The 25,920-nt window shown below is 71.2% G+C and carries 15 protein-coding genes and 1 tRNA gene; 12 read left to right on the forward strand and 4 right to left on the reverse strand.

The window, feature by feature from the left end; translation table 11 throughout:
* Window positions 1-136: 136 nt before the first annotated feature.
* Window positions 137-799 (forward strand): DegT/DnrJ/EryC1/StrS family aminotransferase, encoded by a 663-nt coding sequence (locus tag AAW13_RS41035; protein WP_046730359.1) that lies wholly within the window; start codon window positions 137-139, stop codon window positions 797-799.
* 75 nt (window positions 800-874) lie between these two features.
* Window positions 875-947: transfer RNA gene (locus tag AAW13_RS41040), tRNA-Thr, on the forward strand.
* 62 nt (window positions 948-1,009) lie between these two features.
* Here the strand turns inward: AAW13_RS41040 and AAW13_RS41045 are convergent.
* The gene (locus AAW13_RS41045; RefSeq protein ID WP_046730360.1) at window positions 1,010-3,763 is read right to left on the reverse strand and encodes a SpoIIE family protein phosphatase; all 2,754 of its coding nucleotides are present in this window, start codon (window positions 3,761-3,763) and stop codon (window positions 1,010-1,012) included.
* Between the two features lie 397 nt (window positions 3,764-4,160).
* Between AAW13_RS41045 and AAW13_RS41055 the strand changes: the two genes are divergently transcribed.
* The 10 genes from AAW13_RS41055 (at window position 4,161) to AAW13_RS47270 (ending at window position 19,008) form a co-directional block, all read left to right on the forward strand.
* The gene (locus AAW13_RS41055; protein ID WP_107483530.1) at window positions 4,161-9,620 is read left to right on the forward strand and encodes a HAMP domain-containing protein; all 5,460 of its coding nucleotides are present in this window, start codon (window positions 4,161-4,163) and stop codon (window positions 9,618-9,620) included.
* A 274-nt stretch (window positions 9,621-9,894) separates the two neighbouring features.
* Window positions 9,895-10,578 carry a response regulator gene (locus AAW13_RS41060; RefSeq protein WP_046730361.1) on the forward strand — a complete coding sequence of 228 codons (684 nt, stop codon included), beginning with the start codon at window positions 9,895-9,897 and terminating at the stop codon, window positions 10,576-10,578.
* Between the two features lie 124 nt (window positions 10,579-10,702).
* Complete coding sequence (locus tag AAW13_RS41065; RefSeq protein ID WP_206306371.1) at window positions 10,703-13,486, forward strand: DNA translocase FtsK; 2,784 nt, start codon at window positions 10,703-10,705, stop codon at window positions 13,484-13,486.
* A gap of 276 nt (window positions 13,487-13,762) precedes the next feature.
* Complete coding sequence (locus AAW13_RS41070) at window positions 13,763-14,605, forward strand: helix-turn-helix domain-containing protein (protein ID WP_046730362.1); 843 nt, start codon at window positions 13,763-13,765, stop codon at window positions 14,603-14,605.
* A gap of 92 nt (window positions 14,606-14,697) precedes the next feature.
* Complete coding sequence (gene rimO, locus AAW13_RS41075) at window positions 14,698-16,170, forward strand: 30S ribosomal protein S12 methylthiotransferase RimO (protein WP_046730363.1); 1,473 nt, start codon at window positions 14,698-14,700, stop codon at window positions 16,168-16,170.
* Window positions 16,167-16,925 carry a CDP-diacylglycerol--glycerol-3-phosphate 3-phosphatidyltransferase gene (gene pgsA, locus AAW13_RS41080; protein ID WP_046730364.1) on the forward strand — a complete coding sequence of 253 codons (759 nt, stop codon included), beginning with the start codon at window positions 16,167-16,169 and terminating at the stop codon, window positions 16,923-16,925. Before rimO ends, pgsA begins: the two co-directional genes overlap by 4 nt.
* Entirely contained in the window at window positions 16,922-17,467 is a 546-nt protein-coding gene (locus tag AAW13_RS41085) for a CinA family protein (protein ID WP_046730365.1), read from the forward strand. The genes pgsA and AAW13_RS41085 overlap by 4 nt, the downstream gene beginning before the upstream one ends.
* A gap of 109 nt (window positions 17,468-17,576) precedes the next feature.
* A complete protein-coding gene (locus tag AAW13_RS41090; RefSeq protein WP_046730366.1) occupies window positions 17,577-17,951 on the forward strand; it encodes a helix-turn-helix domain-containing protein in 375 nt (124 codons plus the stop codon).
* 206 nt (window positions 17,952-18,157) lie between these two features.
* Window positions 18,158-18,628 carry a Dps family protein gene (locus AAW13_RS41095; protein ID WP_046730367.1) on the forward strand — a complete coding sequence of 157 codons (471 nt, stop codon included), beginning with the start codon at window positions 18,158-18,160 and terminating at the stop codon, window positions 18,626-18,628.
* A 101-nt stretch (window positions 18,629-18,729) separates the two neighbouring features.
* A complete protein-coding gene (locus tag AAW13_RS47270) occupies window positions 18,730-19,008 on the forward strand; it encodes a hypothetical protein (protein ID WP_071659855.1) in 279 nt (92 codons plus the stop codon).
* Here AAW13_RS47270 and AAW13_RS41105 read toward each other — a convergent pair.
* The 3 genes from AAW13_RS41105 to AAW13_RS41115 all read right to left on the reverse strand — a co-directional run bounded on the left by AAW13_RS41105 (window position 18,956) and on the right by AAW13_RS41115 (window position 25,664).
* On the reverse strand, window positions 18,956-19,720 hold the full coding sequence (locus AAW13_RS41105) for an SDR family NAD(P)-dependent oxidoreductase (protein WP_046730372.1): 765 nt from the start codon (window positions 19,718-19,720) through the stop codon (window positions 18,956-18,958). The two genes, AAW13_RS47270 and AAW13_RS41105, sit on opposite strands and share 53 nt — an antisense overlap.
* Window positions 19,721-19,752: 32 nt before the next feature.
* Window positions 19,753-20,583: an Fpg/Nei family DNA glycosylase gene (locus tag AAW13_RS41110; protein ID WP_046730368.1), complete on the reverse strand. Its 831-nt coding sequence runs from the start codon at window positions 20,581-20,583 to the stop codon at window positions 19,753-19,755.
* 107 nt (window positions 20,584-20,690) lie between these two features.
* Window positions 20,691-25,664 carry an ATP-dependent helicase gene (locus tag AAW13_RS41115; RefSeq protein WP_046730369.1) on the reverse strand — a complete coding sequence of 1,658 codons (4,974 nt, stop codon included), beginning with the start codon at window positions 25,662-25,664 and terminating at the stop codon, window positions 20,691-20,693.
* Window positions 25,665-25,920: the final 256 nt, after the last annotated feature.

A 25,920-nucleotide genomic window follows, 5' to 3' on the forward strand; every position in this document is an offset into this window, starting at 1 on the left:
GGGAGAGTAGGACGCCGCCGAACAAATATTGAAAGGGTTGGGCCCTGAACTTCGGTTCGGGGTCCAACCCTTTTTTGTTTTACGTAACTTGACGTTCACGTTCCGCGTCGAGCATCCCAGCATGGGTACTGCTGCAATGCTCAGGGCCGCCGGTGTCGGAGTCGGTGACGAGGTCGTCGTGCCGGCGTTCGGGAACGCCGAGGTCGCCGAGGCCGTGACACTGGCCGGTGCGCTCCCGGTGTTCGCCGACATAGATCCGCTGACCTACTGCCTCGACGCGTCGGCGGTGGAAGCGGCGATAACCGCCCGGTCCGCGGCGGTCGTTGTCGTACACCGCTTCGGACGGTGGGCGGACATCCGGCGGTTGCACGCGCTGGGACAGCGGCACGGGCTGCTGGTCCTGGAACAGGGCGAGTCAGAGGCGCCGTACGACGAGATCGCGCAGCGTCGGCAGCGGGCCGGTTACCTCGACGCCAAGCTGCGCGGGGTGCGGACCCCGGACGGCGGCGACGGGCACACCTACCAGCAGTACGTCGTGCGCGTGCCCGGCAACGGCAGGCCGGACCGGGACGCCTTCGCCCGGGCCCTGCGGGGCAAGGGAGTTGACTGCCGGGTGCCGGTGAAGACGCCCGTGCACCGGCTGCCGGAGTTCCGGCGCTGCGTCTCGCTGCCGGAGACCGAGCGGGCCGCCGACGAGACACTGGCGCTGCCCGTCGACGCCTCGTTGACCAAACGGGAGATGCAGCGGATCGTGTCCGCCTGCAACGCCCTGGGTGGACTGCTCCAGCCGGCCTTCTGAACGAGTTTGGGAACTCGGGTCCGTTCGGGGTATGATCTATTCCGTTGCCGCGGGGGAAACCTCGAAAAGCAACAGGCCCCTATAGCTCAGTCGGCAGAGCGTCTCCATGGTAAGGAGAAGGTCAACGGTTCGATTCCGTTTGGGGGCTCCGACAAAAAGGCCCCACCCGTTCGGGTGGGGCCTTTTTCATGCCCTCTTTCCCCGGCCCGCTCAGTCCAGCTGAAGGCCGGGGACCCGCATCGCCAGAATGGCCATGTCGTCCGAAGGGGCGTCCGACGCGAAGCGTTCCACCGCGCGCATGATGCGTGCGGCCACCGCGCCCGCCGTAAGGCCCGTGCAGGTCGTGAGAACGTCCGCGAGCCCGTCGTCGCCGAGCATGCGCGTGCCCTCACGGCGTTCGGTCACACCGTCCGTGACACACAGCAGGACGTCGCCCGGGTCCAGGGTGACCGTCTGCTCGTACAGCTCCAGGTCCTCGATGACGCCGAGGAGCGGCTGCGGTTCGGCGGCGGCCTCCACCGTGCCGTCCTGGCGCAGACGCAGCGGCAGCGGGTGGCCGGCGCAGACCACCTTCATCTCGGCGCTGCCGTCCTCCCGGGGGCGCATCTCGCCGTACAGGAGGGTCAGGAAGCGGCTGCGGTCGCCCTCGTCCAGGATGGCCGAGTTCAGGCGCTCCAGGACCGCGGGGCCGCTGAGGCCCTCGCGGGCGAGCAGGCGCAGGGCGTGCCGGGCGAGGCCGGTCACGGCGGCCGCGTTCGGGCCCGTGCCGCAGACGTCGCCGATGGCGAAGCCGTACGCGCCGTCGGAGATGGGGAAGACGTCGTAGAAGTCGCCGCCGACCTCGTTGCCCTCGCCGGCCGCGCGGTAGATGACCTCCACCTCGACGCCGTCGATGTGCGGGGTGCCCGGAGGCAGCAGGCTGCGCTGGAGGGCCTGGCTGATGGCGGTGCGCTCCGAGTACAGCCGGGCGTTGTCCAGGGCGAGGGCGGCCCGGCGGGAGAGGTCCTCGGCCAGTTCCAGGATCTCCTGGCGGAAGTGCTCGTCGGTGGGTTTGCCGAGCGTCAGCATGCCGATGACGCGGTTGCGGGCCACCAGGGGGAGGACGACGGTCTCGCCGCCGACGGCGGAGGCCGTGGCGAGGGTGGGGCCGATGCCGGAGGAGACCTGGCGGGCGGGGCCGCCGGTGAGACCGAGGCTGCGCATGGAGCTGCGCAGGGCGGCCTGGTGGGCGTGCTCGCCGGGGGCGGTCCACACGCGGGCGCCGGGCGTGGGCACCGGGTCCGGCGGGGGCACCTTGGACAGCAACGACTTGATGCCGTCGATGAGTTCCTCGTCCTCGTGCAGGACGTACGACAGATACGGGTCGGAGGCTTGATCGGCGATCGTGTAGACGGCGCACCAGGTGGCGAGGGTCGGGACCGTCATCTGGGCCATCAGGGCGAGGGTCTGGTCCCGGTCCAGGGTGCCGGCGAGCAGGTCGGAGGCCTCGACCAGGAAGCTGAGGGAGCCGCGGCGCAGCCGCTCCAGCTCGCCCAGGCGGGCGGACTCGACGGCCAGGGCGATACGGTCGGCGGCGAACTGGAGGCGCAACGCCTCCTCGTTGGAGTATCTGCCCGCGGCCTCGGCCGCGACGCCCAGGGAGCCCGTCAGGCGGCCCTCGACCTTCAGCGGGACCGTGACGACCGAACGCATGCCGGTGCCCGCCAGGAGTGGCACGGCGCCCGGTACGGCCGTCAGATCGTCGTGTACGGCCGGCATCCGGGCCGAGCCGTAGCGGCCGGGGCCCGCTTCGACGGGCACGCGCGCGAAGCGCTGCCGTGCGGAAGGCAGGCCGGTGGAGGCGCGGACCTCCAGTTCGGTCTCGTCGTCGGTCGCGAGGAGCAGGAAGGCGGAGTCGCCGTCGAGCATGTCGCGGGCGCGTTCCACGGTGCGCTGGAGGAGGCCGTCGAGGTCGTCCGGGGCGGGGGAGCCGATGAACACCTCGAAGGGGTCCGCGTTCTGGCCGTCCGCGGTGCCGGCGTCGGAGGCGGGGACGCGCAACGGGGTCTGCAAAACGGCGCGTTCGTGGTCCCGTACGAGCAGGCAGACCGTGGAGGGCTCGCCACCGGTGTCCCGGACCCTGAGGTGCGAGGCGTAGACGGGGGTGACGCGGCCGTCGGCGCCGCGGATGCCGTAACTGCCCTCCCAGCGGGAGAGTTGGAGGGCCTCGGCGATGCCGGTGCCGGTGCCCGGGGTGTGCGGCCAGGCGGCGAGGTCGGTGAGCGGCTTGCCGGTGACTTCGGCCGCGGTGTGGCCGAAGATGTCCTCGGCGTCCTCGTTCCAGGCCGTCACGGTGCCCTTGCGGTCGATTTGGACGACGGCCACGCGGACCCGGCCGTCGGCGAGGGGCAGCAGGTCGGCGGGGAGCGACGGTCCGGCGGCTCGGGTGCCGACGGGGCGCTCGGGGAGGTCGAGCTGGAACCAGACGTTCTTGTGGGTGGGCGTGTACTCGACGCCCCAGCGGGCGGCGAGGGCCGCGCAGAGCTGGAGGCCGCGTCCGCCCTCGCGGTCGGGGCTGCCCATGTTGACGGCGGATCCCTGGAGCGGGACCTCGCGCTCCGGGTAGCGGTCGGCCACCTCGATGCGTACGCCGTCCTCGGTGCGCAGGCACAGGACGTCGGCGTGGGTGCCGGCGTGCACCACGGCGTTGGTCACCAGTTCGCTGGTGAGGACCACGGCGTCGTCGACGACGTCGGCGAAGCCCCAGCCCTGGAGCGTGTCGCGGACGAAGGACCGGGCGGTCGCGACCGATCGGCCGACCGGCTCGAAGGTGGCGGCCGCGCGCGCGGTGATCACAGAACTCCTCGACCGTGTCTCGACATGCGGGCCTTCCCGGCCGGCCGGCTCGTGCCGCTGCTGCGGCATGCGCTCGCCCGTGGGCCGTGGCTCCGGGTTGTGTCCCCCGGGGATCACTCCGGTGGTCATGGTCTGCGGCCGCCCCTCCGAATGCCCGCTCGTTCTCGTGCCACCGCCCAGGCCGGACGGACCGGTGCGGCTGGACAGCCGCATGCAAGGTTACTTACCTTCGCCGTCCGAGCGGATGCCGGTCGCCAGTGTTCACGCCCCAGGGTGTGCGGACGATGTGCGAAGCTGCCGAACTGTTATGGCCTGGTTCGGACGGGGTGAAACACTGGGCAAGCTTCTGGTGAAGGTCCGATCAGCCTGAGTGCGTTCCGTGTACGGCGGGCAGCAGCCCCTGGTGTGACCGGATCCCATCTGGCAGAAATACGCATCAGTAACTGGTACGCCGAAGTAAGCGGTACGCCGAGTATGGCGGTATCCGGGTACAGCAGTAACGGTCGACCCCTGCGGGAGGGACACAGTGGAGACTGGCGCAGCGGCGCGGGGCACCAAGGCGCGCGCGAAGGGCGGACAGTCCCTGAGCAGGCGGCGGGGCGGCGGCGGGACCACGGAGGTGGACTCGGCTTCTCTGGACCGGCTGCTGGTGGCCCTGGTGGCGATGCGGGACGGGAACTTCCGCAAGCGGCTCACGGTGTCCGGGGACGGCGTGATGTCGGAGATCGCGGCGGTCTTCAACGAGGTGGCGGACCGCAATCTCCACCTCACGGGTGAGCTGTCGCGGGTACGGCGTGTCGTGGGACGTGAGGGAAAACTCACGGAACGGCTGGAAACAGGTGCCTGTGAGGGTTCCTGGGCGGCCGCCGTGGACAACTCCAACGCCCTGGTCGACGACCTCGTACGGCCGGTCTCCGAGGTGGGCCGGGTCCTGACGGCGGTGGCCGAGGGTGATCTGTCGCCGCGGATGGAGCTGCGGACGCCGACGGCGGACGGGGCCGGGCATCCACTGCGCGGTGAGTTCCTGAAGGTCGGCAGGACCGTCAACAACCTGGTCGACCAGCTGTCGACGTTCACCGACGAGGTCACGCGGGTGGCCAGTGAGGTCGGCACCGAGGGCAAGCTGGGCGGCCAGGCGCGCGTGCGTGGCATGTCGGGTTCCTGGCGCGACCTGACGGACTCGGTGAACACGATGGCGTACCGGTTGACGGCGCAGGTGCGGGACATCGCGCTGGTGACGACCGCGGTCGCGAAGGGTGACCTGTCGCGGAAGGTCACCGTGCAGGTCGCCGGCGAGATGCTGGAGCTGAAGGAAACCGTCAACACGATGGTGGACCAGCTGTCGGCGTTCTCCTCCGAGGTGACCCGGGTCGCGCGTGAGGTGGGTACGGACGGCATTCTGGGTGGTCAGGCGCACGTGCCGGGGGTCGCGGGTACGTGGAAGGAGCTCACGGACTCCGTCAACACGATGGCCGGCAACCTCACGGCCCAGGTGCGCGGGATCTCGGAGGTGACCACCGCGGTCGCCAACGGTGACCTGTCACGCAAGGTGACCGTCCCGGCGCGGGGTGAGGTGGCCCAGCTCGCCGAGACGATCAACCAGATGACGGAGACCCTGCGGATCTTCGCGGACGAGGTCACCCGGGTGGCCAACGAGGTCGGTGGCGAGGGGCGGCTCGGCGGGCAGGCGAACGTGCCGGGCGCGGCGGGCACCTGGAAGGACCTGACGGACTCCGTCAACACGGTGTTCCGGAATCTGACCACCCAGGTGCGTGACATCGCCGCGGTGACGACGGCGGTGGCCAACGGCGACCTGTCGCAGACGGTCACGGTGGACGTGGCCGGCGAGATGCTGGAACTGAAGAACACCGTCAACGGCATGGTCGACCAGCTGTCGTCGTTCGGTGCCGAGGTGACCCGGGTGGCGCGGGAGATCGGTGTCGAGGGTGAGCTGGGCGGCCAGGCGCAGGTGCCGGGCGCGGCCGGTACCTGGAAGGACCTGACGGACTCCGTCAACACGGCGTTCCGCAACCTCACCGGCCAGGTGCGCAACATCGCCCAGGTGACGACGGCGGTGGCCAACGGCGACCTGTCGCAGAAGGTCACGGTCGACGTCTCCGGCGAGATGCTGAAGCTGAAGAACACCGTGAACACGATGGTGGACCAGCTGTCCAGCTTCGCCGACCAGGTGACGCGGATGGCCAGGGACGTGGGCACCGAGGGCCGGCTGGGCGGTCAGGCCCGGGTGGACGGTGTCTCGGGCACCTGGAAGGAGCTCACCGACTCCGTCAACTTCATGGCCGGCAACCTCACCTCCCAGGTGCGGCAGATCGCCCAGGTGACGACGGCGGTGGCGCGGGGCGACCTGTCGCAGAAGATCGACGTCGACGCGCGCGGTGAGATCCTCGAACTGAAGAACACGATCAACACGATGGTGGATCAGCTGTCCGCCTTCGCCGACCAGGTCACGAAGGTGGCCCGCGAGGTGGGTACGGAGGGCCGGCTGGGCGGTCAGGCCCAGGTGCCCGGTGTGGCCGGGGTGTGGCGGGACCTGACGGACTCCGTGAACGGCATGGCCGGCAACCTGACGGCGCAGGTCCGCAACATCGCGCAGGTGGCGACCGCGGTGGCCCGGGGTGACCTCTCCCAGAAGATCACCGTGGACGCGCGCGGTGAGATCCAGGAGCTGAAGAACACCCTGAACACGATGGTCGACCAGCTGTCGTCGTTCGCCCAGGAGGTCACGCGCGTCGCGCGCGAGGTGGGCACGGAGGGCATCCTGGGCGGTCAGGCCGAGGTGCAGGGGGTGGCCGGTACCTGGAAGGACCTCACCCAGTCCGTGAACTTCATGGCGAACAACCTGACCATCCAGGTGCGCAACATCGCCGAGGTCACGACGGCCGTCGCGAAGGGCGACCTGTCGAAGAAGATCACCGTTGACGCGAAGGGCGAGATCCTGGAACTCGTCACGACGGTCAACACGATGGTTGACCAGCTGTCCAGCTTCGCGGAGCAGGTGACCCGGGTGGCCCGTGAGGTGGGCACCGAGGGCATCCTGGGCGGTCAGGCGCGCGTTCCGGGTGTCACGGGCATCTGGAAGGACCTCAGCAACAACGTGAACCTGATGGCCAACAACCTGACCATGCAGGTGCGGAACATCTCCCAGGTGTCGGCGGCGGTCGCCAACGGTGACCTGACGCGGCAGGTGACCATCGAGGCGAGCGGTGAGGTGGCGCAGCTCGCCGACACCATCAACCAGATGGTGAAGACGCTGAGTTCGTTCGCCGACCAGGTCACCAAGGTGGCCCGTGAGGTGGGCACGGACGGGATCCTGGGCGGCCAGGCGCACGTGCCGGGTGTGGCGGGTACGTGGAAGGACCTCACCGAGTCGGTGAACCAGATGGCGTCCAACCTGACCGGGCAGGTGCGCAACATCGCGATGGTGACGACGGCCATCGCGAAGGGCGACCTGACCAAGAAGATCGACATTGACGCGCGCGGTGAGATCCTCGAGCTCAAGACGACGATCAACACGATGGTGGACCAGCTGTCCAGCTTCGCCGAGGAGGTCACCCGGGTGGCCCGCGAGGTGGGCACCGAAGGGGAGCTGGGCGGTCAGGCGCGGGTGCGGGACGTGGACGGCACCTGGCGCGACCTGACCGAGTCGGTGAACGAGATGGCCGGGAACCTGACCCGGCAGGTGCGGGCCATCATGCGGGTGGCCACCGCGGTGACCCGCGGCGACCTGAACCTGAAGATCGACGTGGACGCCTCGGGCGAGATCCTGCAATTGCAGGACTACATCAACAAGATGATCGCGAACCTGCGGGACACCACGATCGCCAACGAGGAGCAGGACTGGCTGAAGGGCAACCTCGCCCGGATCTCCGCGCTGATGCAGGGCCGCCGGGACCTCGCGGACGTGGCCGCGCTCATCATGAGCGAGCTGACGCCGGTGGTCTCCGCGCAGCACGGCGCGTTCTTCCTGGCGATGCCACTGGTCGACGGGAAGGACCTGAGCGCGGAGAGCGAGGAGGCGTACGAGCTGCGCATGCTGGGTTCGTACGGCTACTCGATGGGCTCCATGCCGACGTCGTTCCGGCCCGGTGAGGCGCTGATCGGCACGGCCGCCCACGAGAAGCGCACGATCCTGGTGGAGAAGGCGCCGACCGGTTACCTGAAGATCTCCTCGGGGCTGGGCGAGGCTCCGCCGGCGCAGGTGATCGTGCTTCCGGTGCTGTTCGAGGGCAACGTGCTCGGCGTCATCGAGCTGGCCTCCTTCACGCCGTTCACGCAGATCCAGAAGGACTTCCTGAACCAGATCGCCGAGATGATCGCGACCAGCGTCAACACCATCTCGGTGAACACCAAGACCGAGGTGCTGCTGAAGCAGTCACAGGAGCTGACCGAGCAACTTCAGGAGCGGTCGGCCGAGTTGGAGAACCGGCAGAAGGCCCTCCAGGCGTCCAACGCCGAACTGGAGGAGAAGGCCGAGCTGCTGGCCCAGCAGAACCGCGACATCGAGGTGAAGAACACCGAGATCGAGGAGGCCCGGCAGGTGCTGGAGGAGCGCGCCGAGCAACTCGCGGTCTCCATGCGGTACAAGAGCGAGTTCCTCGCCAACATGTCGCACGAGCTGCGCACTCCGCTGAACTCGCTGCTGATCCTGGCCAAGCTGCTCGCGGACAACGCGGAGGGCAACCTGTCACCGAAGCAGGTGGAGTTCGCCGAGACGATCCACGGCGCGGGGTCCGACCTGCTTCAGCTGATCAACGACATCCTCGACCTGTCGAAGGTCGAGGCGGGCAAGATGGACGTCTCCCCGACGCGTATCGCGCTCGTGCAGCTCGTGGACTACGTGGAGGCGACCTTCCGGCCGCTGACCGCGGAGAAGGGCCTGGACCTGTCCGTACGGGTCTCCCCGGAGCTGCCCGCCACGCTGCACACCGACGAGCAGCGGCTCCTCCAGGTGCTGCGCAACCTGCTGTCCAACGCGGTGAAGTTCACCGACTCGGGGTCGGTGGAGCTGGTGATCCGGCCGGCGAGCGGTGACGTGCCGGCGGGGATCCGGGAACAGCTGCTGGAGGCGGGTTCGCTCAGTGATCCGGACGCGCCGCTGATCGCGTTCTCGGTGACCGACACGGGCATCGGTATCGCGGCCAGCAAGATGCGGGTGATCTTCGAGGCGTTCAAGCAGGCCGACGGGACGACCAGTCGCAAGTACGGCGGTACGGGCCTCGGGCTCTCCATCTCGCGGGAGATCGCGCAGCTGCTGGGCGGTGAGATCTACGCCCAGAGCGAGCCGGGCCGCGGTTCGACGTTCACGCTGTACCTGCCGCTGCACCCGAGCGAGCTGCCGCCGCAGGGTTACCAGCAGTCCGTGCCCGCGCTGGAGGCGGGGGACCTGGTCGCCTCGCAGAACCACAACCGGGAGTTCTCCGGCGTGGAGATCGAGACGCCGGCCGAGGTGAAGTCGTACCAGGAGACCCAGAACGGCGCCGCCGCGCTCTTCCGGCGGCGGCGCCGGGGTGCCCCGCAGGTGCCCGAGACCTGGCCGGTGCTGGCCGAGCAGGAGGTGACGACCCCGCAGCCGCGCCGGGGAGTGCGGTTCGGCGGGGAGAAGGTGCTGATCGTCGACGACGACATCCGCAACGTCTTCGCGCTCACCAGCGTCCTGGAGCAGCACGGTCTGTCGGTGCTGTACGCCGAGAACGGCCGGGAGGGCATCGAGGTGCTGGAGCAGCACGACGATGTGGCGGTCGTCCTGATGGACATCATGATGCCGGAGATGGACGGTTATGCGACGACGACGGCGATCCGTCGTATGCCGCAGTTCGCCGGCCTTCCGATCATCGCGCTCACGGCGAAGGCGATGAAGGGCGACCGGGAGAAGGCCATCGAGTCGGGCGCCTCCGACTACGTCACCAAGCCGGTCGACCCCGATCATCTTCTGGCGGTGATGGAGCAGTGGATGCGCGAGGAGTGACCGAATCGATCAGGAGTGATGTGAACGTTTCGGGAACCTTCTGTGAGCACGGGGAGTTGCTGACCCACGGTGGCGGAACCCGTGTAGAAGTGCGGGATCGGGGGAACCTTCTGGTCTCCGGCTGCGTTTCTGCTACGTGCACAGTGACATCGCGGTGACAGGGTGTGGCGACAGGCGGGGTGCGGCTACCATGACCGGCACAAGGACGGGCGGCGAAACGGAGTCGTCCCCTGGGGCGGCGCCCGGTGCACATCCGGGGCGAGGAGGGCGGGCCATGGTGCAGAAGGCCAAGATCCTCCTGGTCGATGACCGGCCGGAGAATCTGCTGGCGCTGGAGGCCATCCTCTCTGCGCTCGATCAGACACTGGTGCGGGCATCGTCCGGGGAGGAAGCACTCAAGGCACTGCTCACGGACGACTTCGCGGTCATTCTGCTGGACGTCCAGATGCCGGGCATGGACGGTTTCGAAACCGCGGCGCACATCAAGCGCCGGGAGCGGACCCGGGACATCCCGATCATCTTCCTCACGGCCATCAACCACGGCCCGCACCACACCTTCCGGGGTTACGCGGCCGGCGCGGTGGACTACATCTCCAAGCCCTTCGACCCGTGGGTGCTGCGCGCCAAGGTCTCGGTCTTCGTCGAGCTGTACATGAAGAACTGCCAGCTCCGGGAGCAGGCGGCGCTGCTGCGCCTCCAGTTGGAGGGCGGCGCCAAGGGTGGCGCGGTGGCCGGCAAGGAGTCCGCGGGGCTGCTCGCGGAGCTGTCGGCGCGGCTCGCGGCCGTCGAGGAGCAGGCCGAGGCCCTGTCCAAGCAGTTGGACGACGAGTCCGCGGACGCGGCCGCGGTGGCCACGGCGGCGCATCTGGAGCGCAAACTCACCGGCCTGCGCCGGGCGCTCGACGCCCTGGAGCCGGGCACGGGCGGCGCCACTCCGCCGCTTCCGTCGCAGAACTGACCGCCGCGGCCGACACAGTTGCCCATGAGCGTGCGTCAGTTCCGCGCCCCGGCAGGGGCGACACGAACGGGTGAAGCAGTGGGCACACGTGTCCCCCGTCGCATCCCCCGGTAATCTCACACCCATGGCCTCACGTCCCTCGGCAGCCAAGAAGCAGCCCGCGAAGAAGGCCGCTCCCTCGAAGGCTCCGGTGAAGAGGGCCGCCGCGAAGAAGGCTCCGGCCAAGAAGGCGCCGGCCAAGAGGAGCGCGGCGAAGAAGTCCGCGCCGGCACCCAGGCCGGCGCCCAGTCCCACCGGGGGCGTGGTCCGCCTGGTGCGCGCCCTCTGGCTGGGCCTCGCCCATGCCGTCGGCGCGGTCTTCCGCGGCATAGGACAGGGAGCCAAGAACCTGGACCCGGCCCACCGCAAGGACGGCGTCGCCCTGCTCCTGCTCGGCATCGCCCTGATCGTCGCCGCCGGCACCTGGGCCGACCTGCGCGGCCCGGTCGGTGACCTGGTCGAGATCCTCGTCACCGGCGCCTTCGGGCGGCTCGACCTGCTGGTGCCGATACTGCTCGCGGCCATCGCCGTACGGTTCATGCGCCACCCCGAGCAGCAGGACGCCAACGGTCGGATCGTGATCGGTCTGTCCGCGCTCGTCATCGGCGTGCTCGGCCAGGTCCACATCGCCTGCGGCTCGCCGGCCCGCAGCGACGGCATGCAGGGCATAAGGGATGCCGGCGGCCTCATCGGGTGGGCGGCGGCCACCCCGCTGACGTACACCATGACCGAGGTCCTCGCCGTACCCCTGCTGGTACTGCTCACGGTCTTCGGGCTGCTGGTGGTCACCGCGACACCGGTGAACGCCATCCCGCAGCGGCTGCGCACGCTGGGCGTGAGCCTCGGGCTGCTGCGCGACCCCGAGCCGGACGAGTACGGCGAGTACGGCGAGCACGGCGAGTACGGCGAATACACGGACGACGACGAGCGCTACGACGAGCAGTGGCGCGAAGCGCTGCCCGCGCGCCCCCGTAAGCGCACGAGCGCCCCCGGGAGCTACGACCCCGACGGCGCCGAGCAGGAGGCGCTCACCAAGCGCCGGGGCCGCCCGAGGCGCTCCGCGGTGCCGCAGCCCGACATGGGCCGCCAGCCGGACGCCGTGGACGTCGCGGCCGCGGCCGCCGCCGCACTCGACGGCGCGGTCCTGCACGGCATGCCGCCCTCTCCGCTCGTCGCCGACCTCACCCAGGGCGTCAGCGTCGGGGACCGCGAGGAGACCACGCCCGCCCCCGTGCCGGCCCCGAGCCCGAGCCCGAGCCCGAGCCCCGTACCGGCCGCGCGGCCCAAGCAGGAGAGGCTCAAGGGCGAGCCGGTCGTCGCGGACCTCACCAAACCGGCGCCCGAAGAGCCCCGGGACCTGCCCCCGCGTGCCGAGCAGCTCCAGCTCTCCGGCGACATCACCTACTCGCTGCCCTCGCTGGACCTCCTCACCCGCGGCGGCCCCGGCAAGGCGCGCAGCGAGGCCAACGACCGGGTCGTCGCCTCGCTCACCAACGTCTTCTCCGAGTTCAAGGTCGACGCGGCCGTCACCGGTTTCACCCGGGGGCCGACGGTCACCCGCTACGAGGTCGAGCTCGGCCCCGCCGTGAAGGTCGAGCGGATCACCGCGCTCACCAAGAACATCGCGTACGCCGTCGCCAGCCCGGACGTGCGGATCATCAGCCCGATCCCCGGCAAGTCCGCGGTGGGCATCGAGATCCCCAACACCGACCGGGAGATGGTCAACCTCGGTGACGTACTGCGGCTGGCCGAGTCCGCCGAGGACGACGACCCGATGCTGGTCGCCTTCGGCAAGGACGTCGAGGGCGGCTACGTCATGCACTCGCTGGCGAAGATGCCGCACATGCTCGTCGCGGGCGCCACCGGCTCCGGCAAGTCGTCCTGCATCAACTGCCTGATCACCTCGGTGATGATGCGGGCGACCCCGGAGGACGTGCGGATGGTCCTCGTCGACCCCAAGCGCGTCGAACTCACCGCCTACGAGGGCATCCCGCACCTGATCACGCCGATCATCACCAACCCCAAGCGGGCCGCCGAGGCGCTCCAGTGGGTCGTGCGCGAGATGGACCTGCGCTACGACGACCTGGCCGCGTTCGGGTTCCGGCACATCGACGACTTCAACAAGGCGATCCGCGAGGGCAGGGTCAAGCTGCCCGAGGGCAGCGAGCGGGAGCTTCAGCCGTACCCGTACCTGCTGGTGATCGTCGACGAGCTGGCCGACCTGATGATGGTCGCCCCGCGTGACGTCGAGGACGCCATCGTGCGCATCACGCAGCTCGCGCGCGCGGCCGGCATCCACCTGGTGCTCGCCACCCAGCGGCCCTCGGTCGACGTGGTCACCGGTCTCATCAAGGCGAACGTGCCCTCCCGGCTGGCCTTCGCCACCTCCTCGCTCGCCGACAGCCGGGTCATCCTCGACCAGCCCGGCGCCGAGAAGCTGATCGGCAAGGGTGACGGTCTCTTCCTGCCGATGGGGGCGAACAAGCCGACCCGTATGCAGGGCGCGTTCGTCACCGAGGAGGAGGTCGCCGCCGTCGTCCAGCACTGCAAGGACCAGATGGCGCCCGTCTTCCGGGACGACGTCACCGTGGGCACCAAGCAGAAGAAGGAGATCGACGAGGACATCGGCGACGACCTCGACCTGCTCTGCCAGGCGGCCGAGCTGGTCGTCTCCACGCAGTTCGGCTCGACGTCCATGCTCCAGCGCAAGCTGCGCGTCGGCTTCGCCAAGGCGGGCCGGCTGATGGACCTCATGGAGTCCCGCGGGGTGGTCGGGCCGAGCGAGGGGTCCAAGGCACGTGATGTTCTTGTGAAACCCGATGAGCTGGACGGAGTGCTCGCCGTGATCCGTGGGGAGTCTGAAGGGTAGGTCTGTCTCAGGGGCACGGGCGCCTGTAGGCCGGGTGGAGGCATGTCGTGATCCACCCGTTAGAGATCGTCGGGCAACCGTTTCCCTTTGACGAACGTCAAGTTGAGCGAGAGGAAAGGTGTGTACTCCATCCTGGGGTGCACACCTGACCTGTCATCGGGGTGTCCGGCCATACCGATGGCGTACAAAGTCGTATCGTCCGGTTGCCTCACCCTTTCGTACCCCCCCTAGACTGAACCTCCAGCACAGGTGGCTAAACGCTCGAAAGGCGCCCCCGTGTCCATCGGCAGTAACTCCCCTGAAGACGAGCGTCCGTTCCCAGACGTGTCCGAGGAAAACCGCCCCTCCGTAGGCCGAGCCCTCAAGCAGGCCCGCATCGCCGCCGGGCTGACCGTCGACGACATCAGCGGGAGCACCCGGGTCCGTATCGGCATCGTGCACGCCATCGAGGCCGACGACTTCGCCCCCTGCGGCGGCGACGTCTACGCGCGCGGGCACATCCGGACCCTGGCCAAGGCCGTCGGCCTGGACCCCGAGCCGCTGCTCGCGCGGTTCTCGGCCGAGCACGGCGGTGGGCGGCCCGCGCCGACGCCCGCCGCACCCCTGTTCGAGGCCGAACGCATCAGGCCCGAGCGACGCGGACCCAACTGGACGGCGGCCATGGTCGCCGCCATCGTCGTCGTGATCGGTTTCGTCGGCTTCACCGCCTTCAAGGGCGGCGACGGCGACGACGCCAAGCAGTCGGTCGCCGAGGGAGCCACCCCGTCGACCAGCAAGCCGGTCTCGCCGACCCCGAAGGAGAGCAAGCCCGGCAAGGCCCCCGCACCCTCGGACAGCGCGATCGCCGCCGCGCCCCAGGACAAGGTCACCGTCCAGGTCAGCGCGGCCAACGGACGCAGCTGGATCTCGGCCAAGGACCACAACGGCCGGATGCTCTTCGACGGGCTCCTGAAGAAGGGCGAGTCCAAGACCTTCCAGGACAGCTCCAAGATCAACCTGATCCTCGGTGACGCCGGAGCCATCCAGCTCTACGTCAACGGCAAGAAGATCGAGGACCAGTTCCAGCCCGGCGCCGTGCAGCGTCTCACGTACACCAAGGGCGACCCGGAAGTCGGATAACCGTTCGCACCGAGCACGTACCCAAGGGGTTGGCCATGATCGGCCAGCCCCTTCGACGTGGGGTGTCGGTGAGACAAAGTAGTCTTGAGCCCATGCCTGAACGCCGTACCGTCGCACTTGTCACTCTCGGCTGCGCCCGTAACGAGGTGGACTCGGAGGAGCTCGCAGGCCGTTTGGAGGCGGACGGCTGGCACCTCGTCGAGGACGCTTCGGACGCCGACGTCGCCGTCGTCAACACCTGTGGTTTCGTCGAGGCCGCGAAGAAGGACTCCGTCGACGCCCTCCTGGAGGCCAACGACCTCAAGGGCCATGGCAGAACCCAGGCCGTCGTGGCGGTGGGCTGCATGGCCGAGCGGTACGGCAAGGAGCTCGCCGAGGCGCTGCCCGAGGCGGACGGCGTGCTCGGCTTCGACGACTACGCCGACATCTCCGACCGGCTCCAGACCATCCTCAGCGGCGGCGTCCACGCCGCCCACACCCCGCGCGACCGGCGCAAGCTGCTGCCCATCAGCCCCGCCGAGCGACAGGACTCGGCCGCCTCGGTGGCGCTGCCGGGCCACGCGCCGGCCGACCTCCCCGAAGGCCTCGCGCCCGCCTCCGGCCCCCGTGCGCCCCTGCGCCGCCGCCTGGACGGCTCCCCGGTCGCCTCGGTGAAGCTCGCCTCCGGCTGCGACCGGCGCTGCTCCTTCTGCGCCATCCCGTCCTTCCGCGGCTCCTTCATCTCGCGCCGCCCCAGCGACGTGCTGAACGAGACCCGCTGGCTGGCCGAGCAGGGAGTCAAGGAGGTCATGCTGGTCTCCGAGAACAACACCTCCTACGGCAAGGACCTCGGTGACATCCGCCTCCTGGAGTCCCTGCTGCCCGAGCTGGCCGAGGTCGACGGCATCGAGCGGGTGCGCGTCAGCTACCTCCAGCCCGCGGAGATGCGCCCCGGCCTGATCGACGTACTGACCTCCACCCCCAAGGTCGTCCCGTACTTCGACCTGTCCTTCCAGCACTCCGCCCCGGGCGTGCTGCGGGCCATGCGCCGCTTCGGTGACACCGACCGCTTCCTGGAACTGCTCGACACCATCCGCGGCAAGGCCCCGCAGGCCGGTGTCCGCTCCAACTTCATCGTCGGCTTCCCCGGCGAGTCCGAGTCCGACCTGGCCGAGCTGGAGCGCTTCCTGAACGGCGCCCGGCTGGACGCCATCGGGGTCTTCGGCTACTCCGACGAGGAGGGCACCGAGGCGGCGACGTACGAGAACAAGCTCGACGAGGACGTCGTCGCCGAGCGGCTCGCGCACATCTCCCAGCTCGCCGAGGAACTGGTCTCGCAGCGGTCCGAGGAACGCGTGGGCGAGACCGTGCACGTCCTCGTGGAGTCCGTGGACGACGAGGACGGTGTCCACGGCCGAGCGGCCCACCAGGCGCCCGAGACGGACGGGCAGGTACTGCTCACGAGCGGCGAAGGGCTGCGCCCCGGTCGTATGGTCGAGGCCAAGGTGGTCGGGACGGAAGGTGTCGACCTGGTGGCCGAGCCGTTGCTGGGCTCGCCCGTGTGGAGTGAGGAGGCCGGCAGATGACCGGAGTCCCGGCGTCCGCCGCGGGCGGCTCCTCCGGCGCGCCCGGCGCCCCGGGCTCCGCCGCCACCTCCGGTCCACAGCGCGGTCCCCACGACGGTCCGCAGGACGGCTCGCAGAACGAGGAGAAACCGCCACGCGGCGGGAAGATCGCGGCCGCCGCCGTCAACCAGGCGAGCCTGTGGAACGTCGCCAATCTGCTGACCATGCTCCGGCTGGTCCTGGTGCCCGGCTTCGTCGCCCTGATGCTGGCCGACGGCGGCTACGACCCGGCGTGGCGCTCCCTCGCCTGGGCGGCCTTCGCCATCGCCATGATCACCGATCTGTTCGACGGACACCTGGCCCGTACCTACAACCTCGTCACCGACTTCGGGAAGATCGCCGACCCGATCGCCGACAAGGCGATCATGGGAGCGGCGCTGATCTGCCTGTCCGGGCTGGGTGATCTGCCCTGGTGGGTGACGATCGTCATCCTCGCCCGGGAACTCGGCATCACCCTCATGCGTTTCGTGGTCATCCGCTACGGCGTGATCCCGGCCAGCCGCGGCGGCAAGCTCAAGACACTCACCCAGGGTGTGGCCGTGGGCATGTACGTGCTGGCACTGACGGGGTGGCTGGCGACCCTGAGGTTCTGGGTGATGGCGGCGGCCGTCGTGCTGACGGTCGTCACCGGCCTCGACTATGTGAGACAAGCCATTGTGCTGCGCCGGCGCGGACTCGCCGAGCGGGCAGCGGTTTCGGAGGAGACGGAAGCGTGAGTTCCACGGCCGCCGAACTGGTGCGACTACTGACGGTGAGGGGGCAGACCCTCGCTGTCGCCGAGTCGCTGACCGGCGGCCTGGTCGCGGCCGAGATCACCGGCGTCCCGGGGGCCTCCAAGACCTTCCGCGGATCCGTCACCGCCTACGCCACCGAGCTGAAGCACCGGCTGCTCGGGGTCGACGCCACCCTGCTGGCCCAGCGCGGGGCGGTGGATCCGCAGGTCGCGGCCCAGATGGCCGCCGGGGTGCGGAAGGCGCTGGGCGCCGACTGGGGCCTCGCGACCACTGGCGTCGCCGGCCCCGAACCCCAGGACGGCCGCCCGGTGGGCACGGTGTTCGTGGCCGTCGACGGCCCCTTCGCGGCAGATTCCGGTTCTGCCGCTGGCGGAAAAGTGGCAGCCCTGCGGTTGAACGGCGACCGTGCGGAAATTCGTAGAGAGAGTGTACGGAGCGTACTCGCGCTGCTTCTGAAGGAGCTTGCGAGCGAACAGACCGGGAATGAGCGGACACAGGATACGGAACAGAACGGGGGGTTTTGATGTTTGCAGCCCTGAGTGAACACGACATCGCTCCCCGCACGGCCGCGGCGCAAGGCGGTACGGTGGGGCGTGAAGGATGCGGCTACGCGGTCCGAGGAGGGAGCCACCGATGATTCTGCTCCGTCGCCTGCTGGGTGACGTGCTGCGTCGGCAGCGCCAGCGCCAGGGCCGTACTCTGCGCGAAGTCTCCTCGTCCGCCCGAGTCTCGCTCGGCTATCTCTCCGAGGTGGAGCGGGGGCAGAAGGAGGCATCCTCCGAGCTGCTCTCCGCCATCTGCGACGCGCTGGACGTACGGATGTCCGAGCTCATGCGGGAAGTGAGCGACGAGCTCGCCCTCGCCGAGCTGGCCCAGTCCGCCCAGGCCACCGAGTCCGTGCCGACGTCGGTTCGCCCGATGCTGGGCACCGTCTCGGTGACCGGTGTGCCACCGGAACGGGTGACCATCAAGGCACCCGCCGAAGCGGTGGACGTGGTCGCGGCGTAACGCCCGTGCGGGCGTAGACCGACGTGGTGCCGACCCGGCGCCGAAGAAGTGCGCGAGGCCCCGGCCGAGCCGGTCCAGGCAGCTCCTGGAAGGGCGTGGCCGGGGCTTTCGCGCGTCCTGCGTCGGGGGTGCGTCCGTTTGCCGGTATCCGGTGCTGCGGTCATGGTGGAGTGACGTGACAGGGGGCCGAGCACCGGAGAGAACGCATGTACGTCGTGAAGAGCCCACTGCCCGACGCGGACCTGAAGACCGTGGCCGACGCGTTGCAGGGCGCCCTCGTCGACCTGGTGGACCTGGCGCTGGTCGCCAAGCAGGTCCACTGGAACGTGGTCGGCCCCCGCTTCCGGTCCGTCCACCTCCAGCTCGACGAGGTGGTCGACTCGGCACGGACGCACTCCGACACCGTCGCGGAGCGGGCGTCGGCGCTGGGCGTCTCACCGGACGGACGTGCGGCCACCGTGGCCGCGGGCAGCGGAATCTCCTCGGCGCCGGCGGGCTGGGTCAAGGACTCGGACGCGGTCGGGGCCCTGGCGGACGCGCTGGGCGCGGTGATCACCCGGATGCGGCAGCGGATCGCGTCGACCGCGGAGCCCGATCCGGTGTCCCAGGACATCTTCATCGCCGTCACGGCGGATCTGGAGAAGCACCACTGGATGTTCCAGGCGGAGAACGCGTAGCGGAGGCAGACGCCGGCCGACTGCCGTTGCATCGGTGAGCCCTCGGTGCGCCTTCCCGGCGGCCAGGGCGGCGTTCTAGCGTCCGGCTGGAGGTGGCGGCCATGGTGGGGCGGATAGTGCGCTGGGGGGTTGCCCTGGGATTCACGGCGGTGTGGTGGTGGGCGGTGCTGCGGATCGTCCTCGTGGACGGCGCCGGGGCGATCGAGGGGGCCGTGGCCGCCGGGGGATGGGGACTGAGCCTGCTGCCGGTGAACTGCGTGCCGAGGTCCCGGGCGGCGGGAGCCCTAGGTCCGGGCCGGTGGCGGGCCGCCTGGCAGGGGCAGCGCCCTACCAGGGCATCGCCACCCCTCCGTTCGGACGCAGGATCTGGCCTGTCATGAACGACGAGGCGTCGCAGGCCAGATAGAGCACGGCGTGCGCGATGTCCGCCGCCTCACCGACCCGGCCCAGCGGTGACAGCCGGGCCATCCACGCCTCCGTCCGCCGCTGCTCGGCACTGTCGTCGCGGTCGGTCATGGGTGTGCGGATCCAGCCCGGCGCGACCGCGTTGACGCGGATGCCCTGCCCGCCGACCTCGTTGGCGAGCGTCCTGGTCAGCTGGACCACGGCCGCCTTGGCGGCGCTGTAGCAGAGCAGGCCGGGGCCGCCGGTGTCGATCGCGCCGGACGCCATGGTGACGATGCTGCCCCCGGTCCGCCGCTCCAGCATCAGCCGGGCCGCCTCCTGACAGCTGTGCAGCACGCCCTTGAAGTTCACGTCCAGGACCCGGTCGAGGTCCTCGTCGCTGGTCTCCAGGACCGGACTGCGGTGCATGATCCCGGCGACCGCGGCCATCACGTCCAGTCGCCCGCAGGACCGCACGGCTTGCGCCAGCCGGGCCCGGTCGGTCACGTCGAGGGTGTGGGTGCGGGCGGTCCCGCCGGCCTCCTTGATGAGCGTGGCGGTCCCGTGCAGGCCGTCCGCATCCCGGTCGGCACAGTGCACGGTCGCGCCGGCCTCGGCGAGCAGGACGGCCGAGGCCCGGCCGATGCCGCTGGCGGCGCCGGTGACGAACGCGGTGCGTCCGGTGAGGTCGTACGCGGCGACTGGCATGAAGGGACCGTACGAGCGTTTCTGACGGTCCGTCAATTAGTCGGGCGTGTTCCGCGGCCCGGAGGCGAGCCCGGGGCCGGGCCGGTCTGGCAGGCCGGGCACCAGTAGGTGGGACGCTCGCGGGAGCCGTCGCCCTGGTCGGCCAGGCGGACCGGGGTGCCGCAGCGCAGGCAGGGGCGGGACGCGCGGCCGTAGACGAACAGGTCCTGGTTGCGCAGGCCCGTGGTCCGGCGGATCGGGCGGTCGCGGTTGGCCTCCAGGAGCCGCTGGGCGACACCGGGGAGGTGCGCGGCGCGGTCGGCGGGGAGCGCGCCGACCGGAAGCCAGGGAGTGGCGCCGATCAGGAAGCAGAGCTCGCTCTTGTAGACATTGCCGATGCCGGCGAGGTTGCGCTGGTCGAGCAGGGCCTCGCCGAGCGGGCGGGCGGGGTCGGCGAGCAGGTTGGCGAGGGCGCGGTCCGGGTTCCAGTCGGGGCCCAGCAGGTCGGGACCGAGGTGGCCCACCGCGCGGTCCTCCTCGCCGGTGCGCAGCAGCTCCAGGACCTGGAGCCGGTACCCGACGGCCGTGCGGTCGGCGGTGCCGAGGACCACCCGGATCTGGAACGCGGGGCCGCCCTTCCAGGGCTCGCCGGTGCGGAAGACCTTCCAGGCGCCTTCCATCCGCAGATGCGTGTGCAGGGTCAGGTCACCCTCGAAACGGGTCAGCAGGTGCTTGCCGCGCGGCACGGTGCCGAGCACGGTACGGCCGGCGAGGTCGACCGTGGCGTACTGGGGCACCCGGAAGTCGCTGCGGGCCAGCACCTTGCCGGCGAGTGCGTCGTGCAGGCGCCGCGCGGCCTGCCAGACCGTGTCACCTTCGGGCATGGGTCAAGGGTGGCACGGGGGTGGCCGCCGGGGGCGGCGAGGGCGCATGGGGCGCACGGTGTCCGCGGCGGCTTCTCCCCGGCGGCTGGACCCGGCGGGCGTCCACCTCACGCCCGTAGCCGCAGGCCGCGCGGGGTCGCGATGAAACCCGCCGCTTCCAGGACGGTGCCCAGCGGGGAGGTGAGGGCCGCGGCGCCGTTGACCCGCTCCACCGTCACGGTGCCCAGGCTCCCCGCGCGGGCGGCCGCCGCCAGCGCCTCCGCCGCCGTGCGCAGCCGCGCGTCGTCGCTGACGGCCGTGTCCGGGGCGGCGGGCCAGGCCAGCAGGGTCTTGCCGCCGCGCTCCATGTACAGCGTGAGCTCACCGTCGACCAGGACGACCAGGGAACCCGCCTTGCGGCCCGGCTTGTGCCCGGCCTCGGTCGGCGGCTCGGGCCAGGCGAGGGCGGCGCCGTAGGCGTTGGCGGGGTCGGCGGCGGCGAGGACGGCGGCTCTGGGGTCGGGCCCGGCTGAGGTGCGGGCATGGTGGTTGCCGTAGGTGTGGGGGGTGGCGGGACTGCCGCCCCGCGGGCCGCCGTAGCCGGGGGCGGCGAAGGGGTCGGCGGGGGCGAGGTCCTGGGGGGAGACGTAGTCGCCGGGGGCGGCGGTCGGACCGGGCGGCCACGTGAAGTCGCCGTCCAGGCCGGCGAGGTCGGCTTCGCCGAAGGGACCCAGGGGCGTGACGGGCGCGTCGGCGCCGAAGGCGGCCGCCGCGGTACGGCCGCCGTTCCCGAAGGCGGTGCCGGCACCGCCGCCGAAACCGGCGCCGTTCGGGAGGCCGGTGCCCGGGGCGCTCTCGCCGCGTTCACGCGCGTTGGACACCGCGCGCAGCCGGTCGACCGCGCCGTCCATCGCGAACTGGGCGGCGCCCAAACCCTCGACCACGTAGCCCCGGCGCGCCTGGCCGCTGTCCTCGAACGCCGACAGGACGCGGTACACCGCCGAGAAGCCGCCTTCGACGCCCTCCGCCGCGACCGCGCCGCGGGTCACCACCCCGTGCCGGTCCAGCAGGGTGCGGGCCAGGGCGTGGGCGCGCACGGTGGTGTCCGGCTCACGCTCGGGCAGCAGGGCCCAGCGGCCGGCAACCGTCGGCGGGCCGGTACGGGAGGCCGTGCGGGCGGCGGCCGTCAGGGAGCCATAGCGGCCGCGCGGGACGGTGCGCTTGGCGCGGTGGGCCGTGGCGCCCGCGGTGCGGCCGGAGCCCAGCAGGGAACGCATCGGGCCCAGTGTGTCGTTGGTGAGCCGCCCCGACCAGGCCAGGTCCCAGAGCGCGTCGGCCAGTTGGGGATCGGTGGCGTCGGGATGGGTGGTGGCACGGACCTGGTCGGCGATCTGACGGAAGAACAGGCCGTAGCCGCCGGAGAGGGCGTCCAGCACGGACTGGTGCAGGGCCGTCAGCTCCAGGGGGTGCGGTGGCGGGAGGAGCAGGGGCGCCGCGTCCGCCAGGTACAGGGAGACCCAGCCGTCCTTGCCGGGCAGGGCCCCCGCGCCGGCCCACACGATCTCGCCGGCCGCGGTGAGTTCGTCCAGCATGGAAGGCGTGTAGTCGGCCACGCGGGAGGGCAGCACCAGCTTCTCCAGGGCCGATGCCGGGACGGACGCGCCCTGCAACTGCTCGACCGCGCGCACCAGTCCGTCGAGGCCGCGCAGCCCGTGCCCCCGGCCGATGTGCTGCCACTGCGGCAGGAACTGGGCCAGCGCGGCCGGTGCCACCGGCTCCAGTTCGTGGCGCAGCGCGGCCAGGGAGCGGCGGCGCAGCCTGCGCAGCACGGTCGCGTCGCACCACTCCTGGCCGATGCCCGCCGGATGGAACTCGCCCTGCACCACCCGGCCGCCCGCGGTGAGCCGCTGCAACGCGCCCTCGGTGACCGCCACGCCGAGCCCGAAGCGGGCGGCCGCGGTGGCCGACGTGAACGGGCCGTGGGTGCGCGCGTACCGGGCGAGGAGGTCGCCGAGCGGGTCCTTCACGGGCTCGGTGAACGCCTCGGGGACGCCGACCGGCAGGGCCGTGCCGAGGGCGTCGCGCAGCCGGCCCGCGTCCTCGATCGCCGCCCAGTGGTCGGTGCCGCCGATACGGACCCTGATGGCGCGGCGGGCACCGGCGAGCTCCCGCGCCCACTGCGGCTCGGCGCCCCGCTCCGCCAACTCGGTGTCCGTCAGCGGCCCCAGCAGCCGCAGTACGTCGGCGACGCCTTCCAGGTCCTTGATCCGGCGGTCCTCGCCGAGCCACTGGAGTTCACGCTCCAGTTCCGTGAGGACGTCCGCGTCGAGCAGTTCGCGCAGCTCCGCCTGGCCCAGCAGCTCGGCCAGCAGCCGGGAGTCCAGGGAGAGCGCGGCCGCGCGGCGCTCGGCGAGCGGGGAGTCACCCTCGTACAGGAACTGGGCGACATACCCGAACAGCAGGGAACGGGCGAAGGGGGAGGGCTCGGGGGTGGTGACCTCGACCAGGCGGACCTTGCGGGACTCCAGGTCGCCCATCAGCTCGACCAGTCCGGGGACGTCGAAGACGTCCTGGAGACACTCGCGGACCGCTTCCAGGACGATCGGGAACGAGCCGAACTCGCTGGCCACCTGGAGGAGCTGGGCGGCACGCTGGCGCTGCTGCCACAGGGGAGTGCGTTTGCCGGGGTTGCGGCGCGGCAGGAGCAGCGCGCGGGCGGCGCACTCGCGGAAGCGGGCGGCGAACAGGGCGGAACCACCGACCTGGTCGGTGACGATCTGGTCGACCTCGCCCTTGTCGAAGGCGACGTCGGCCGCGCCGACCGGGGCCTGCTCCGCGTCGTACTCGCTGCCGGCCCGCACGGGTGCCTGGTCCAGCAGCTCCAGGCCCATCAGGTCGGCGTCGGGCAGCCGCAGCACGATCCCGTCGTCGGCGTGCATGACCTGGGCGTCCATGCCGTACCGCTCGGACAGGCGGGCGCCGAGGGCCAGGGCCCAGGGGGCGTGCACCTGGGCGCCGAAGGGGGAGTGGACGACCACCCGCCAGTCGCCCAGTTCGTCGCGGAAGCGCTCCACGACGATGGTGCGGTCGTCGGGGACATGGCCGCAGGCCTCGCGCTGCTCTGCCAGGTACGACAGCACGTTGTCCGCCGCCCACGCGTCGAGGCCGGCCGCCAGCAGCCGCAGCCGGGCGTCGTCCTTGGGGAGTGAACCCACCTCGCGCAGGAACGCGCCGACCGCGCGGCCCAGTTCGAGCGGGCGGCCCAGCTGGTCGCCCTTCCAGAAGGGCAGCCGGCCGGGGACACCGGGCGCGGGGGAGACCAGGACCCGGTCCCGCGTGATGTCCTCGATCCGCCAGGAACTGGTGCCCAGGGTGAAGACGTCACCCACCCGGGACTCGTAGACCATCTCCTCGTCCAGCTCGCCGACCCGGCCGCCGCCCTTCTTCGGGTCGGCACCCGCGAGGAAGACGCCGAAGAGGCCGCGGTCGGGGATGGTGCCGCCGGAGGTGACGGCGAGCCGCTGGGCGCCCGGGCGGCCGGTGACCGAGCCCGTGACCCGGTCCCAGACCACGCGCGGGCGCAGCTCCGCGAACGCGTCCGACGGATAGCGGCCCGCGAGCATGTCCAGGACCGCTGTGAACGCCGACTCCGGCAGGGAGGCGAAGGGGGCCGCGCGGCGGACCGTCGCCAGCAGGTCGTCCACCTGCCACGTGTCCAGCGCGGTCATCGCGACCAGCTGCTGGGCGAGTACGTCCAGCGGGTTGGCCGGGACCCGCAGGGACTCGATGGAACCGGTGCGCATCCGCTCGGTCACCACGGCCGCCTGCACCAGGTCGCCCCGGTACTTCGGGAAGACCACGCCGGTGGAGACCGCGCCGACCTGGTGTCCCGCGCGGCCCACGCGCTGGAGTCCGGAGGCCACCGACGGCGGGGACTCGACCTGGACGACCAGGTCCACCGCGCCCATGTCGATGCCCAGTTCGAGACTGGAGGTGGCCACCACCGCGGGCAGCCGGCCGGCCTTGAGGTCCTCCTCCACGAGCGCGCGCTGCTCCTTGGAGACCGAGCCGTGGTGCGCGCGTGCGATGACCGGCGGGGCGCCGTGGGCCGCGCCCGAGCCGCCCATCAGCTCCGCCGGGGAGTGGTGTTCGTCCAGGGGCTCGCCGGTCACCCGCTCGTAGGCGATCTCGTTGAGCCGGTTGCACAGGCGCTCCGCGAGCCGCCGGGAGTTGGCGAACACGATCGTGGAGCGGTGGGACTGCACCAGGTCGGCGATCCGCTCCTCCACATGCGGCCAGATCGACGGCTTCTCCGCTCCTTCGCCGCCGTCGCCGGCCGGGGAGCCGCCCAGCTCGCCCATGTCCTCCACCGGTACGACCACGGAGAGGTCGAACTCCTTGCCGGACTTGGGCTGGACGATCTCCACCTTGCGGCGCGGCGAGAGATAGCGGGCCACCTCGTCCACCGGGCGGACCGTCGCGGACAGGCCGATACGGCGGGCGGGCCTCGGCAGCAGTTCGTCCAGCCGCTCCAGGGAGAGCGCGAGATGCGCGCCGCGCTTGGTGCCGGCGACCGCGTGCACCTCGTCCAGGATCACCGTCTCGATGCCCGTCAGCGCGTCGCGGGTGGCCGACGTCAGCATCAGGAACAGGGACTCCGGGGTGGTGATCAGGATGTCCGGCGGACGGGTGGACAGGGCGCGGCGCTCGGCGGCCGGGGTGTCGCCGGAGCGGATGCCCACCCGCACCTCCGGCTCGGGCAGGCCGAGGCGGACGGACTCCTGGCGGATGCCGGTCAGCGGACTGCGCAGGTTCCGCTCGACGTCGACGGCGAGAGCCTTGAGCGGCGACACGTACAGCACCCGGCAGCGCTTCCTCGGGTCGGCCGGCGGCGGGGTGGAGGCCAGCTGGTCCAGGGCCGCGAGGAAAGCGGCCAGCGTCTTGCCGGAGCCGGTCGGGGCGACCACCAGCACGTCCGAACCCGCGCCGATGGCCTGCCACGCACCCGCCTGGGCCGCGGTGGGCGCGGAGAACGCCCCCGTGAACCAGCCGCGGGTCGCGGGGGAGAAGCCGTCGAGGGCTCGGTGAGCGGATTTCGCCATGCGTCCATCCTGCACCCCACCACCGACAATCAAGCTGACCTGCGTAAACGCGGGTTCCAGGGGTCGGGGGGCGGCGGTGAGGCGGTGGCGAGGCGGCGGTGAGGCGGCGGCCCGTGCCGTAGCCGCGTGCGACGAGCCGGGGCGCGAGCGGGGGGCCTGGGCGGCCCCGGCGCTTGGTGAGCGCCTCCTAGGGGGGCGGGTGTGGGACGGGCGGGCAGGCCAATGCAGGAGTGGGGCGGGTGAGGCAGGTGAGACG

Origin of the sequence: Streptomyces humi, from assembly GCF_001005085.2 — a bacterium.
Taxonomy (GTDB): domain Bacteria; phylum Actinomycetota; class Actinomycetes; order Streptomycetales; family Streptomycetaceae; genus Streptomyces; species Streptomyces humi.